We start from the raw sequence: 14,340 nt of genomic DNA, 5'->3' as shown, positions 1-14,340 counted from the left end.
ACCAGGAAATTTGCCGGCTATTTTCTTGAGAGCTTGTTGCGCGGCTTACAGTGGCAGATGAGGCGCTTGCAGGTCGCGTGTTGAAAGCTTGTCCACTGATCGGCTTGCGATAGGGAGGTGGCGGGAAGCTGGCTGACGCATAGTGATTCGACCAGCGCACGCCATGCCCTGCTTGCAACCACGCACACCGACCATCCCGACAGGTCCTTGCCCGCCCACCATCGCGGGACCTTACGCGGCATGGATGCCGCGTAAGAGCTACACGGACGTACTTGCGGCGTGTCCTGCGGTGGTGGGCGGGCAAGAGCCCCGCAGCCAAACTGCAGATCAACCGCTTTACGACTGATCTATGCGCGCGACCAATCCTCCATCAGCGCATACGAATGGCGACGTGACGTACAGACAACAAGGCAGCGACGCGTGCCATCACGCGTCGCTGCCTGGACCGACCTTACCGCCTGGCGCGATTAGAAGTCGTAGCTCAATGTCACCCGGCCCGAGCGCGGTGCCTGGTAGGCCACGACCTGATCCCAGAGCGGATTGGTGGTGTTGTCGGGCAACTGCGAGAACGGGTAGATGTTGGTTGCGGTCTGCTCGTTGGTGATGTTGAACACGTCAAAGCGCAGTGCCAGCTTGCCGGCGGCAAATGCCGGCTTGTAGGTCACGCCCATGTCGAGCTGCGCGATCCAGCCCAGCCGCCCCTGCGAGCCAGGAGGCGACGCCACGCCGGTGCCGGTCTCCGGGTTGTAGCAGTAGTGGTAAGGACCGCCGGTGATCGCGCTGCCACCGTAGCCGGCCGGGTCGGTGCCGGTGTAGTTGTCGCCGTAGTAGTTGCCCAGGCAATTGTGCGGCGCGCCCGAGATCAGGCTGAAGTTGGCCGACGCACCCCATTGCGGAGTGAACTGGTAGAAACCGAACAGCTTGAGCTGATGACGGTGATCGTTGGATTGATCGCCGTTGAAGTGTTCCATCAGCGCCGCGTGGTCCCAGCTCTGCGTGGTGGAAACCGAGGCCTGGCCCTGGTAGCTGCCCAAAGCGCCGCCGGTGCGCCACAGGTCAGAACGCACCTGACCTTCGGTGGTGCCGTAGCTATGCGACCAGACGTAGTTGACCTTGGCGTACCACTTGCCGTCGAACGGACGTTCCAGATTGAATTCGACCGCCGAGTAATTGCGCTTGAACTTCGGGAAGCCGGCCGCCTCGCGGCTCACCGACACCTCATGGAACTGGCCATCGGTGCCGATCACGCCCCAGGTGTTGGTCTGGCCCGGATTGATCAGCGATGCACCGGCAACCTGCGAGAAGTCGATGGTCACGCCCTGCGCGGCCGCAGCGGCGATCAACGCCGTATTGGAAACGTCGTAGTTCTGATCGTCGATCCCCGCATTGAGGCGGCGATGCGTGCCGCGCACGCCCAGCACCCAGCCGGTGTCCAGCTGCTTGGTGAAACCGAGGATGACCTCGTCCTGGTTCTCGCCCTCGATGTCCTTGACCACCGCGGTGCGCACGTCGGCGATGCGGCCGAAACGCGAGTTGGCCGACACGGCCGACCCCAGCTGCTGCGCCAGGATCGGCGTGCCATCGGCGTTGATGCCGCTGTAGGTGAAGTAGGTATCGGTGGTGGTGGCCGGGGTGAACAGGCTCACTGCCGACAACGGCAGGCCGAGGTAATAACGGCCCACGTTGCCGAACACCTTCAGGCTGGAATCGCCGTTGACGTCCCAGCTGAAGCCCAGCCGCGGCGCCCAGGCGTTATCCACTTCGATGTAGGGGTCGCCGAACGGGGTGTAGTTGGTGAACTCGTCCTTGCGCAGGCCGATGCTCAGCAGCAGGTTGTCGGTGACCTGCCACTTGTCTTCGATGTAATAGGCGCGTTGCTTGGCCTCGTACGAATACAGGCTGGTGTTGATGTTGCGCACCACGTAATAGCCGCTGGACCCGTTGACCGGATCGACCAGGCCCGGGCTAGGTGCGCCGATGCCGCCGGCTTCGTTGGCCGACTGGCTGACCAGCCCGCCCGTCCGCAGGCCATTGGGATCGTTGGTCTGGCCATAGGTCCATGCAAAGCCCGGGCCGGACAGCACCGAGCCCACATCGATACCCTCGGACTTCTGGTTATCGATACCGAAGTTGAGCGTGTGGTGGCCGATGCGCCATTCCAGATTCAGGCGTTGATTGTCTTTCTTGTATTCGCGATCCGGTGAACTGACCGAGGTGACCAGCTGATTGCCGATGCGCGGTGTGCCGCCGGTGTAGGCCGGATTCTGCAGCGCGGCACTGTTGATGACCGGCCCGCCGGCCGCGTTGTAGTTGAAGGGCGTCAGCTCATCGGGCGTTTTCATCTTGCCGTACAGCGCGGTCACGGTGAGGTTGTCGCTGAGGTAGCCGGTGTACTTGCCGGTGAACAGGGTCGGGCCGGTCTTCCAGGTGGACTCGTCGGTGAAATAGCTGCCACGCTGGCGATTGACGTAGTCGTAGCGGTAGATCGAACCGTTGGTCTCTGCCTCGTCGCTGGCGCCGGTCACCTCGATCAGGTGATTGTCGGTGATGTTCCAGTCCACCTTGGCGTACCAGCGCTTCTGCTTGTAGTCGTAGTCGGTGAGACCGCCGGTGCGGCCGTTGTCAGTGTCGCGATTGGTGCCGACGCGTACGCCGTCCGAATCCACCTGTTCGGCGGCCAGGAAGAAGAACAGCTTGTCCTGGATGATCGGCCCGCCGACGTAGGCGCTGTAGGTGGTCTGGTTGGCTTCGGCCTCGCTCGCCGGCTGATACAGGCCATTGGCCGAGCGCGCGTAGCGATAGGCGGCGTTGTTGATCGTGCTGCCCTGGCTGTCCGGGCGCCAATAGATGTCGCGCTGATTGGCCTTGAGACCGTTCGGCTCCCAGATCACCGCCGCGCCGAACTTCCACTCATTGGTGCCGCGCTTGCCGATCTGGTTGATCACGCCGCCATTGGCGCGGCCGTACTGCGCGCCGTAGCCGCCGGTGAAGATTTCCTGCTGGTCGATGGCGCCGTACGGCAGGGTCAGGCCGCCCAGATTGTTGCTGATGGTGGTGGTGTTGAAGCCGTTGAGGTAATAGGCGTTTTCGCTGGCGGCCGAGCCGCCGAAGCTGGGCAGCGAGCCACCGAGCGGGCCATTGTCGAAACCGCCGCTGTTGACCACCACGCCCGGTGCGAGCAGCGCGATTGCCTCGGCGGTGCGGCCCAGCGGCAGCTGCTGCAGCTGCTCGGCGGTGACCACGGTGCGGGTGTCCACGCTGCTGACGTCGATGGTGGTCAGGCCTGCGGCGGTGACGGTCACGCTGTCCAGGGTCTGCATGCCGCTGCCCGACGCGGCAGCGAACGAGACGTCGGTGTTGGCGCCGACGGTGATCGCGACGTTCTCGCGCGTCTCCACCACCGCGCCGTCGCGCTTGACGGTGACCTTGTAGGTGCCCAGCGGCAGGTTGCCGGCGGTGTAACGGCCGCGCGCATCCACCGGTACTTCGCGGCTGAACCCGCTGTTGTTTTCCACCAGCACGCTGGTGCCGCTGCTCTGCCCCACGCTGCCGACGATGCTGCCGCTGGTGGACTGCGCGTGGACGCTCCCCATGGCCATGACCAGCGCCAACGCCAAGGCACGCTTCTGGATACTACGGTTCATGCTGTCTCCCCCAAGTCTGGAACTGTCGGCAACGCGACAAAAATGAACGGCGCCAATGGCTACCGGAATCACACTCTCTGAACATCCGCCGCAGGAGGCCAATGACCGCAGGTCATCTGCTCATGCCAAACCGTCGATACCGTCCCGTTCGATCATAGGCAGCCGGGTTGCCCTACCCGCCCGCTCCGACGGGTAGGCAGGCACCTGGTGGGTAGGCGGACAGGGGCCGCAAGCCTGACAATGGCGAATGCGCTGCCCGCAGTCGGGCTGCGCCGCCCCCACTCGGTACCACTCAAGGATCTGCGCGCATGAACCACACCCGCTCCCACGCCCTGTTCGCCCAGGCGCAGACGCTGCTGCCCGGCGGCGTCAACTCACCGGTGCGTGCATTCAAGTCGGTCGGCGGCGAGCCGTTCTTCGTGGCGCGCGCCGATGGCCCGTATCTGTACGACGTGGACGACAACCGCTACATCGACTACGTGGGCTCGTGGGGGCCGATGATTGCCGGCCACAATCACCCGGCAGTACGCGAAGCGGTGGAGCGCGCGATCCGCGACGGCCTGTCCTTCGGTGCGCCGTGTGCGGCCGAAGTCACCATGGCCGAGACGATCCACCGGCTGGTGCCGTCCTGCGAGATGGTGCGCATGGTCAATTCCGGCACCGAAGCCACGCTGTCGGCGGTGCGCCTGGCGCGCGGCGCCACCGGGCGCAACCGCATCGTCAAGTTCGAAGGCTGCTATCACGGCCATGGCGACTCGTTCCTGGTCAAGGCCGGCAGCGGCATGCTGACCCTGGGCGTGCCGACCTCGCCGGGCGTGCCGTCCGGCCTCAGCGAGTTGACCGCCACCCTCAGCTTCAACGACTTCGAAGGCGCCACCGCCCTGTTCGACGAGATCGGCGCCGACGTGGCGGCAGTGATCATCGAACCGGTGGTCGGCAACGCCAACTGCATTCCGCCGCAGGCCGGCTACCTGCAGCATCTGCGCACGCTGTGCACCCGGCATGGCGCACTGCTGATCTTCGACGAGGTGATGACCGGTTTCCGCGTCGCGCTCGGTGGCGCGCAGGCGCATTACGGGGTCACGCCGGACCTGAGCACCTTCGGCAAGATCATCGGCGGCGGCATGCCGGTGGGTGCGTACGGCGGCCGGCGCGACTTGATGGAGCAGATCGCTCCGGCCGGCCCGATCTACCAGGCCGGCACCTTGTCGGGTAACCCGGTGGCGATGGCGGCCGGCCTGGCGATGCTGGAGCTGGTGCAGGAGCCCGGCTTCCACGCCCGCCTGAGCGAGGCCACCAGCGTGTTGTGCGAGGGACTGGAAGATGCCGCGCGCGCGGCCGGCATTGCCGTCACCACCAATCAGGTCGGCGGCATGTTCGGGCTGTTCTTCACCGACGAGATCGTGGAGAGCTACGCGCAGGCCACTGCCTGCGACATCACCACCTTCAATCGCTTCTTCCACGCGATGCTGCAGCGGGGCGTGTATCTGGCGCCGTCGGCGTACGAGGCCGGCTTCATGTCCAGCGCGCACGACGCGGCAGTGATCGAGGCCACACTGGCCGCCGCGCGCGAGGCGTTTGCGGAAGTGGCGCACTGAGGCGTCTTTAGATGTGGCGTTGCCTGCATGCTGGCACGGGCACGCTGACCTTGTGTGGCGTTGAAAGCCAGGCGTGATCGCGTGCCTCGCGATGCTCACCGATGGCGCTGGCCGCAAGGCTCGCGGCACCGATGATGCCTGATGTGTATCTCGACTCCGCGCCGACGCTGAACAGGCGCGGCGCCGGCGTCGTGTCCGGGCCCATGGCGTCCGGATGGACTCGGCTGTTGCCTGGCGCTTGCACGCACCCTGCGCCATCGCTTGCGCCATTCAGGCGGCGGCGCAACGACAAGCTTTGCTTTTGTCTTGTGGCTGTCATACCTTTCTGAAAGGTGTCCACGGATGGGCATGGGTGGGGACCCTCGAAGCAGCCGATATGACGTTGTCGCCGGTCACGGTGACGCCATCTGCATCGCCGCTGTTTCATCACGATCTGCAGCGTGTCGAGCCGGCGCGCTGCCGACGCTTGCCAGGGCCGCCCTCGCCTCATGCTCAAGCCTGTTGCGTTGCTCACACCGCGCCCCTCACCGTCGCGCGATTCCGCCCTTCCCGATTGGCTGCTTGCCAGCAAGCTGGAGCCGCCGCTGCCGCGTACCGGTGCGGTGGTGCGCGGCGCGTTGCTGGCGGCGCTGGATCAGGCCCAGGCCCGGCCACTCACCCTGCTGCTGGCACCGCCCGGATTCGGCAAGACCACACTGCTGGCGCAGTGGCATGCGCAGCTGCGCGCACGCGAGCACGCGGCCGTGGCCTGGCTGTCGCTGGACGAAGAGGACGCCGATGCCGCGCGCTTCCTTGGCCATCTGGCGTTGGCGATCCAGCACGCAGGTGCCGATCCGGCGCTGTGCGCCGCAGTGCTGCACAACCGCGACCAGGATCCGCGCGAGGCGGTGACGGTGCTGATCCGCGCGCTGCGCACGGCGCCACGGCGCATCAGCGTGATTCTCGACGATTACGACCGGCTCGGCAGCGGCATCGTCGACGAGCTGGTACTGCGCCTGGTCGAACACGGCGGCGGACGCCTGCACCTGTTGCTGGCCACCCGGCGCGTGCCGGCACTGCCGCTGGCGCGGCTGGACCTGCAGGCGCAACTTAGCCGTCTCGGCAGTGCGCAACTGGCGCTGGACGAGCACGAGGCGCAGGCATTGCTGGGGCCCCAGGTCCCGGCGCCGGTGGTGGACGAATTGCTGCGCTACACCGAAGGTTGGCCGGTGGCGCTGCATCTGGCGCGCCTGTGGCTGGAGGGCGGCGTGCAACGTCAACAGGAGGTGGCCGCGCGTTTCTCCGGCCGCAGCGCACAAATTGCCGCGTACCTGGCCGAACAGGTGGTCAACGACCTGGATGCCGACACGCGCGACCTGCTGTTGCGAACCAGTCCATTGGAGCGCGTCAACGCAGCGCTGGCCGATGCGGTGCGCCAGCGCGACGACAGCGGCCGGCTGCTGGCGCGGCTGGAACATTTCCACGGCCTGCTGGTGCCCATGGATGGCGAGCGCGAATGGTTCCGCTATCACCCCTTGTTTGCCGACTTCCTGCAGCAACTGCTCGATCGCGAACATCCCGGCCAGGCCACGCACCTGCATCAACGGGCCGCACGCTGGTTTGGCGAGCATCAGCATCTGGCCGAAGCGGTGCGGCACGCATCGCGTGCCGAGTGCGGCGACCTGGCCGCCAGCTACATCGCGCGCGCCGGCACCTGGCAACTGGTGCTAACCCACGGCACGCACGAGGTGCGCGCACTGCTCCGGCATTTCGAACACCGCACCATCCGCGACACCCCGGCGCTGAATCTCACCCAGGCGCATCTGCACGCAAGGCTCGGCGAATTCAGCCATGCGCGCCTGCTGCTGGAACGCTTCCGCGACTTTCCAGCGGCGCTGCGTGAGCCCTTGCAGCGCGACTACACGGTGGTGGTGGCGCTGTTGCGCGATCGCCTCGACGAAATCTGCGGCAATCCGCATGGCCTGACCCAGATCGCCGCGCAGGCATCCGCGCTGGACGAAGACGATCATCTAGGCCGCGGCATGCTGCTGTGTATCTGCGCCACCACCGCCATTGCGCAGGGCGCCTTTGCATTGGCCGAACGCTACGCCCTGAACGCACGCGACGCGATGCAGCGCGGTGGCAGCGAACCGGGCGCAAGCCAGGCGTTGCTGGCGTTGGGCCAGAGCTTTTTCTACCGCGGCCAACTCGGCGACGCCGAAGCCTGTTACCGGCAGGCCCTGAACTGGTGCGCGCGCACCCCGCAGCTGGATCGCGTGCTGGAGGCCGCCGGCCAGTGCCTGCTCGCGCAACTGCATTACGAACGCGGCCACCACGACGATGCGGCCGACCTGCTGCATCCGGCGCTGGAACTGCTGGAACAGCACGACGGCGGCATGGACGTGCTGGCCTCCGCCTACGACACCGCGCTGGGACTGGAGCGTGTGCGCGACCACAGCGGGCGCAGTGCATTGGCGCTGCTCGAACACGTCGAACAGATCGCACACGGGCGCAAGCTGACACGCCTGTCCGAGCTGGCGGCAGCATGGCGCTTGATGCTGTTGCTGGAACATCCAGGCAATGCCGCCATCGATGTGGTAATCGCCCGTACCGGCGGCGAATCCGGCCTGGCGCATACGTTGCGCTCGCCGCACCGCTGGCGCGATCGCGCGGCGATGGGCTTTGCGCTGGCACGCTGGCACCGGCTGGCCGGACGCAGCAGCGCCGCGCTGACCATCCTGGGCCAGATCGAACAGGCCTGCCTGGCCAATGACAATCTGTGCCACCTCGCGCGTACCCGCGCACGCATCGCCCTGGTGCTGCAGCAGCGTGGCGAACTGGCCGCGGCGCTGCCGCATCTGTACAGCGCGCTCGATCATGTAGCGCTGACGCAGAGCTGGCAGGCGATCGTCGAACTCGGACTGCCGGCCAAGGCGATGCTGCGCTCGCTGCGTCAACACGACCCGCAGACCGTCGGCGGCACCACCCGCGCACTCACCATCCAGGCCCTGCTCGAACGCCTCAGCGGCGACGAGGACCCGGCCGGCGACATCTTCAGCGAGCGCGAGCTGGAAGTGCTCGCGCAGCTGGCACGTGGGTATTCCAACAAGCAGATCGCACGCTGTCTGCACCTGTCGGAAAACACGGTCAAGTTCCACTTGAAGAACCTCTATCGCAAGCTCGATGCACGCAGCCGCGAAAGCGCGTTGGCGCAGGCCTTGCAACGCGGGTTGTTGCGCGCAGCGGCCCCGCCCGGCAGTGCGGAGACGTCGCCAGGCTGACCGCCAGCGCCGGCACTGGCTTCCGTCGATAAAAATACATCATGTATGATGTATTTTTATCGGGAGCTCACAGCATGGCTGCTCGTATCCTTGTCACTGGCGCCAGCGTTGCCGGCACCACCACGGCCTGGTGGCTTGCCAGGTATGGCCGCGATGTTGAAGTCGTGGAGCGCGCGCCGGCGTTCCGCGACGGCGGACAGAACGTGGACGTGCGCGGCACCGCGCGAGACGTGCTGCGCCGGATGGGCCTGGAGGCGTTGCTGCTCGAACGCAGCACCCGGGAGCGCGGCACCGATTGGGTCACCGAAGACAATCACGTGGTCGGCCGTTTCGAAGCGGCGCACTCCGACACCGACGGCGGCCCGACTGCGGAGATGGAAATCCGCCGCGGCGATATTGCCCGGATCATCTACGAGGCCGCAGCGGCGCAAGGAGTGCGCTTCCGCTTCGGTGACAGCATCGAACACGTTGAGCAGCACGACGGCGGCGTCCAGGTCACCTTTGCCGGCGGCCATCAGGAAACCTATGCACTTGTAGTGATCGCCGAGGGCGTCGGCTCGCACACCAGGGAGCTGGTTTTCCCTGCAGAGAATCGGCCGCGCTGGATGGACCTGACGATTGCCTACTTCAGCATTCCGCAGATCGCCAGTGACGGCGTCTATGCGCGGCAATACAACACGCTGGGTGGTCGGGGAGCGGTGGTGAAACCTGCACGCGACGGCAAGTTGGGAGTCTATCTTGGCATCCAGAAGCGACCCGGTCACGAGAACAGCTGGAGCGTGGCGCAACAGCGCGCCTTCATTCGTGCGCAGTTCTCTGCGCTGGGCTGGGAGTTTCCACGCATCCTGGATGCGATGACGGACGTCGACGACTTCTACTTCGATGTGCTGCGCCAGGTACGCATGGACCGCTGGTCCAACGGTCGGGTGGTCCTGACCGGCGATGCGGCATGGTGCCCGACCGCACTGTCCGGCATCGGCACCACGCTTGCGATCGTGGGTGCCTACGTCCTTGCCGGGGAGCTTGCCAGGTCGGACACGCCGGCAACCGCCTTCGCTCACTACGAACGCATCATGCGCCCCTTCGTCAAGCAGGGGCAGAACATTCCCAAGCTGGTCCCTCGCCTGCTGTGGCCGCATACCCGCTTCGGCCTGGCCGTGCTGCGCAACGCCATCCGCCTGGCCAGCCGGCCCGCACTCAGGTCGTTCATCAACAACCATTTTGCACGGGACGCCAATGCCATCGCCTTGCCAAGCTACGAGTAGACCAACCGATTGACCGGGAAAGCCCGTTAAAAACGCAGACTACATCGCGCTCGGCGAAAGACGCTGATGCGCCAACGCCGGAACCAGAAGCAGCGTCCACGACGCTGGTTGGCGCTGCCGTCCGCTCCGCTCACGATTGCCCTGGAGCACGCGGCGTGACCGCGTGCCAGCTCCCTCGCCTATCGCTCCTGCCGCGGCCACGCGCCTGCGGCAGCTGATACCTCATCCAAAACTCAGCGTGCCCTTCATCATCGCCCAGTGGCCGGGGAACGAGCAGAAGAAAGTGTAATCGCCGCCCTTGCTCAACTTGCTGGTGGGAAAGCTCACCGTGGTGCTGTCGCCGCCGCCGATCACCTTGGTGTGCGCGATCACGCGCGCGTCGGCCTTGGGCAGATAGCTGTCGGCAATGGTGGAGCGTATGCCGGCATTGGCCACTGCCTGGAAGTCGGCGGACTTGGTCAGCACCCAGTTGTGCCCCATCACCGTGGCGGCCATCTTGCCGGAGTGCTTGAGCGTGAGGTCCACCTGCGTGCAGTCGGGCGCCAGCTTGATCGCGCTCTGGTCGAACTTCATCTGATCGTTGCCGGTGATGGTGACGGCGCAGGTACGCGCCCATGCCGAAGGCGCCAGCAGCACCAGACCAAGCACGGCAAATGTCGAAAACACTTTCAAGGGAACACTCCTGCATTAAGGGATGCGCGACGCCCAGCGCGCCTGGCCACACCAGCGCGTTCGCATGCGCCGGTGGTGCCAGAGTAACGCCTCATGCGTAACGGAAAAAAGCATCCATCGGATCATGCACCGCTGCCGTGGCGTCCGGCAGCGGCAACGGGCCGCGCTTGCCGGCGATCACCTGCACGAAGGCCTGCTTGAAGCGTGCCATCTCCGCGTCGGTGCCGACGGTGATGCGCGACCAGGTCGGCCATACCGGCCAGCTACGCCCGATGAACACGCCATGGGTGGCCATGTCGTCCTTGAAGCCGGCGGCCGGGCGCTTCACATCGACCATGAAGCAGTTGCTCTCCGAGGCGGTGCAGGCGTAGCCCTGCTTGACAAGAAACTCCATCACGTCCTTGCGTGTGGCCGCGGTACGTGCGCGGCGCTGCGGCACCAGTGCGGGATCGCGCAGGCTGGCCAGGCCTGCGGCGGCGGCGGTCACCGGCAGGCTGTTGACGCTGTAGAACATCAGCTTGGCCAGCAGGTCCGGGCGCGCGGCCGCATAGCCCAGGCGAATGCCGGCCATGCCGTAGAGCTTGGAGAAGGTACGCAACACCACCACGTCCTCGCCCGCTGCGACCATGTCGACCACGCTGCTGGTGCTCTGCGCAAAGTGGATATAGGCCTCGTCCACCACCAGCACGCTGCCCTTGGGCTTGTGCGCCAATGCGTAGTCCAGATCCTTGCGTGCGGTGACCGAGCCGGTGGGATTGTTGGGATTGCAGATGTAGATCACGCCGGGGCTGGCGTCGGCGGCGCACATCGCCTGCACATCGTGCGAGAAGTCCTTGCGCAACGGCACCTTGATCAGTTTTGCGCCATTGCGGGTGGCGGCGCGCCAACCGGATTCGTAGGTGGGGTCGGCAGTGACCAGCGCGGCGCTGGGCGAGGTGAACGCCAGCATCGTGTAGTCCAGCGGCTCGGTGGAGCCGGCGTAGGCCATCAGGTGATTGACCGGCAGCTTGAGCTCGGCGGCCAGGGTATCCATCAGCTCCATCTGCACATCGCGCAGGTAGCGTCCGCCTTGCGGTGCGATCTGCGCGATGGCCTTGACCGCGGCCGCCGACGGGCCATCGGGAAATTCGTTGGAGCCGATCATCACCGGCGACAGCGCACTGGCCGGTGTCGGCGCGACGGCGGCGGAACGTTCGGCAGCGCTGGCCAGCAGCGGCAGCGCACTCGCACCGGCAGCGCCGGCAAACAGCGCGGAATCGCGCAGAAACATGCGGCGCGAAAGAGCAGTTTTCATGACAACCTCCAGCAGGACGGCACGACGGATTCAGGGACGAACGGCGACCACTTCGATTTCCACCCGATATAGCGGATTGCCGAGCGCGGCGATCTGGAAGGCCGAGCGTGCCGGCAGGTTGGGCTGCTCCTTGGTGCCGAAGAACTGGCGGTAACCCTCCATGAATCCGTTGAAATCCATCTTGCCGCCCATGGCCGGATCGCCGACCAGAAACACCTGCATCTTCACCACATCGCCCATCCCCAAGCCGAGCGCTGCGAGTTGCTGCTTGATCTGGTTCAACACGCTCACCGTCTGCGCCTTGGTGTCGCCATAGGCGGCAGCCGAATCCTTGGGCGCACTGGCATCCACCACCGCCGGCACCTTGCCGCTGACATAGACGGTGGCCTTGCCGGCGGGAATTTCCACGGCGGCAGCGATGGGGAAATCGCTGTTGGGGATCTTGTGGCGGATCACCTCGGCGGCGTGCGCAGCGGTGAGGCCCGCAGACCACAACAGGGCAGCGGTGAGGACGGCTGTCACTGGACGGGACATGGCAACTCCTTGCATGAGAGGAAAAGGGGGCATCAGTGGCGCAGCAATTTGACGTCGTCGACGGTGACGCGCTCGGCGTGGTCGTTGCCGAAGTGCGTGCGCACATAACTCACCACTTCGGCCACCTGGCGGTCGTTGAGCATCTCGCCGAAGCCGGGCATGCCGGCGTGGCCATCGAGCACCATCATGGTGACGTAGGGTCCAGCGGCCAGCTTGGGATTGCCGGCAAGTGCCGGGTATTCGCCGGCACCTTGCGCGCCGTGCCCGGCCGGCATGTGGCAGCCCTGGCAGATCGCCTGGTAGACATCCTGGCCGGATGCCTTGGCAAAGCCCTGTTGCGGGAACAGCTGGGTGGCATCGGAACTCTGCGCCCGCGCATCGTATGCGCCAGGCGGCACCAGCAAGGCAGCCATCGCAGCGACGAAGCTGGCCGCGGCCAATCGTGGTAACAGACTCATGCGCGACCTCCTCCGGCCAGCACTTTGCGATGCAGACGGCCGACGACATCGTGCGCGGACAAGATCGCGCCCTCCTGCCAGGCCGGAATATAGGAGACGTGTTCACCGGCCAGCGCCAGGCGCCCGTCGATCTGGCACAGCGGCGTGTAGTGCTCGGCACGCGCCTGCTCGCTCCACATGCCGAAACAGCCATGCGTGAACGGCACGCGGTGCCAACCGACCGAAATGCCGTTCTCGAACTCGCGTGGATACTGCGGATGCAACTGCGTGCCGTATTCGACCGCCTTGCGCACGCGCTGCTCCGGGGGCATCGAGGTGAACTGGTAGGCGTCCAGTCCCCAGACGTAGGCACCGAGCAGCACGCCCTTGCCGGGGCTGTGATAGTTGGTGCTGGGATAGCTGATCAAGGTGATCGGCAGATCGGTATAGCTGATGCCGCCGTAGATGGCCTCGTCCTCTTCCCAGAAGCGGCGCTTGAACTGCAGGCCCACCTTCACCGATGCCGCGTACGGCACCTGGCCGATCGCGGTGGTCATCGCGTCGCCGGCGGTGACCGGAATACGACTGAGCACCGACAGCGGAATCGTGCAGATGCACCAATCGGCGCTGGCGATGCGTTCTTCGCCGCCGTGCGCGGCATCCTGCCAGGACACACGCACGCCGTTGCCGTCCTGATCGATCCTGGTGACCTTGGCGTTGTAGGTGATGGCATCGCCAAGCTGCTTCGCGAACGCCTTGCCGATCTGGTCCATGCCGCCCACCGGCTGGAACATGGTGGTCTGCATTTCGTAGTTGTTGCCGGCCGCCAGCGTGGTCCACAGACGCGAGCGCAACACGTCCTGCACGCTGAAGGGATCGGAGAACTCCGGCTTGCCCGACAGGCCGCCGCCGGGATACCGCGCAAAGCCGCGCCGCTCGCTGCTGTCCTTGCCTTTGACGTAGCCGAACTTGTGGTCGAGCGCGCCCCAGGTGCGCAAGGACTCCAACAGCACCTCCTGGTCTTCGCGGCTCACGCTCTGGTCCAGCGCCTGCTGCTGCGTGCACTTGGCCAGCAACTCGGACACATGGCCCTTGTAATCGGCATCGATGGCGCGAAAGCGCTGCGGTTCGCCGCCAAAGCCTTGCTGGCTGTGCAACAGCGCGTTGTAGTTGACCTGGTTGAACGCCTCCAGGGCCACACCGAATTGCTTGCAGTAACTCAGCACCGCCTTGTGGTGATGCGGAATGCGCCACGGCCCCGGATTGAGGTACAGCCCGTCGTCGAACTGGCAATGCTGGGTCGCCCCGCCGAGTTCGGTATAACGGTCGCCGCCGCGCAGCGTCCAGTTACGCCCACCGGGGCGGTCGTTGTATTCCAGCACCTGCACGCGGTACCCCGCCTTGCGCAGTTCGAAGGCCGCAGCCATGCCGGCCAGCCCTGCCCCCAGGATCAGCACCGAGGCGCCCTTCGGGTCGCCATCCAGTTGCAGCGGCCCCTTGAAATCGGATTCGGCGGCCATGCCCAGGCTGCTCATCGCCTGGTACATCATCGCGCCGCCAGCGGTCATGCCGATGCGCGCCAGCAGTTGCCGCCGCGTCATCGCCCCAGAATGATTGCCTTGCATCAACGCGTAGT

General features: G+C 65.7%; 9 protein-coding genes. 3 read left to right on the top strand and 6 right to left on the bottom strand.

The window, feature by feature from the left end:
• Positions 1 to 467: 467 nt before the first annotated feature.
• Complete coding sequence (locus tag DYQ94_RS03695; RefSeq protein WP_160955201.1) at positions 468 to 3,644, bottom strand: TonB-dependent receptor; 3,177 nt, start codon at positions 3,642 to 3,644, stop codon at positions 468 to 470.
• 308 nt (positions 3,645 to 3,952) lie between these two features.
• On the opposite strand from DYQ94_RS03695, the gene hemL reads away from it, so the two are divergent.
• The 3 genes from hemL (at position 3,953) to DYQ94_RS03680 (ending at position 9,767) form a co-directional block, all read left to right on the top strand.
• Entirely contained in the window at positions 3,953 to 5,242 is a 1,290-nt protein-coding gene (gene hemL / locus DYQ94_RS03690) for a glutamate-1-semialdehyde 2,1-aminomutase (RefSeq protein ID WP_024938103.1), read from the top strand.
• Positions 5,243 to 5,730: 488 nt separating this feature from the next.
• Positions 5,731 to 8,502 carry a winged helix-turn-helix domain-containing protein gene (locus tag DYQ94_RS03685; protein WP_126966760.1) on the top strand — a complete coding sequence of 924 codons (2,772 nt, stop codon included), beginning with the start codon at positions 5,731 to 5,733 and terminating at the stop codon, positions 8,500 to 8,502.
• Between the two features lie 74 nt (positions 8,503 to 8,576).
• Positions 8,577 to 9,767, top strand: coding sequence for an FAD-dependent monooxygenase (locus tag DYQ94_RS03680; protein ID WP_126966759.1), 1,191 nt, complete (start codon positions 8,577 to 8,579; stop codon positions 9,765 to 9,767).
• A gap of 222 nt (positions 9,768 to 9,989) precedes the next feature.
• On the opposite strand, the gene azu is transcribed toward DYQ94_RS03680, so the two are convergent.
• From azu to DYQ94_RS03655, 5 genes are all read right to left on the bottom strand, one after another.
• Positions 9,990 to 10,439, bottom strand: coding sequence for an azurin (gene azu / locus DYQ94_RS03675; RefSeq protein WP_016903022.1), 450 nt, complete (start codon positions 10,437 to 10,439; stop codon positions 9,990 to 9,992).
• A gap of 91 nt (positions 10,440 to 10,530) precedes the next feature.
• Positions 10,531 to 11,733: a pyridoxal phosphate-dependent aminotransferase gene (locus tag DYQ94_RS03670; RefSeq protein ID WP_126966758.1), complete on the bottom strand. Its 1,203-nt coding sequence runs from the start codon at positions 11,731 to 11,733 to the stop codon at positions 10,531 to 10,533.
• Positions 11,734 to 11,763: 30 nt separating this feature from the next.
• Positions 11,764 to 12,267 (bottom strand): RidA family protein, encoded by a 504-nt coding sequence (locus DYQ94_RS03665; RefSeq protein ID WP_039519172.1) that lies wholly within the window; start codon positions 12,265 to 12,267, stop codon positions 11,764 to 11,766.
• Between the two features lie 32 nt (positions 12,268 to 12,299).
• Positions 12,300 to 12,725 carry a c-type cytochrome gene (locus tag DYQ94_RS03660; protein ID WP_126966757.1) on the bottom strand — a complete coding sequence of 142 codons (426 nt, stop codon included), beginning with the start codon at positions 12,723 to 12,725 and terminating at the stop codon, positions 12,300 to 12,302.
• Complete coding sequence (locus tag DYQ94_RS03655) at positions 12,722 to 14,329, bottom strand: flavin monoamine oxidase family protein (protein ID WP_160955200.1); 1,608 nt, start codon at positions 14,327 to 14,329, stop codon at positions 12,722 to 12,724. The genes DYQ94_RS03660 and DYQ94_RS03655 overlap by 4 nt, the downstream gene beginning before the upstream one ends.
• Positions 14,330 to 14,340 lie beyond the last annotated feature (11 nt).

It is taken from the genome of Xanthomonas sp. LMG 8993 (assembly GCF_009835065.2).
Classification (GTDB): Bacteria; Pseudomonadota; Gammaproteobacteria; order Xanthomonadales; family Xanthomonadaceae; genus Xanthomonas; species Xanthomonas arboricola.
Note: the sequence above shows the minus strand (reverse complement) of the source record. Positions and strands in the feature narration are given on the sequence as shown.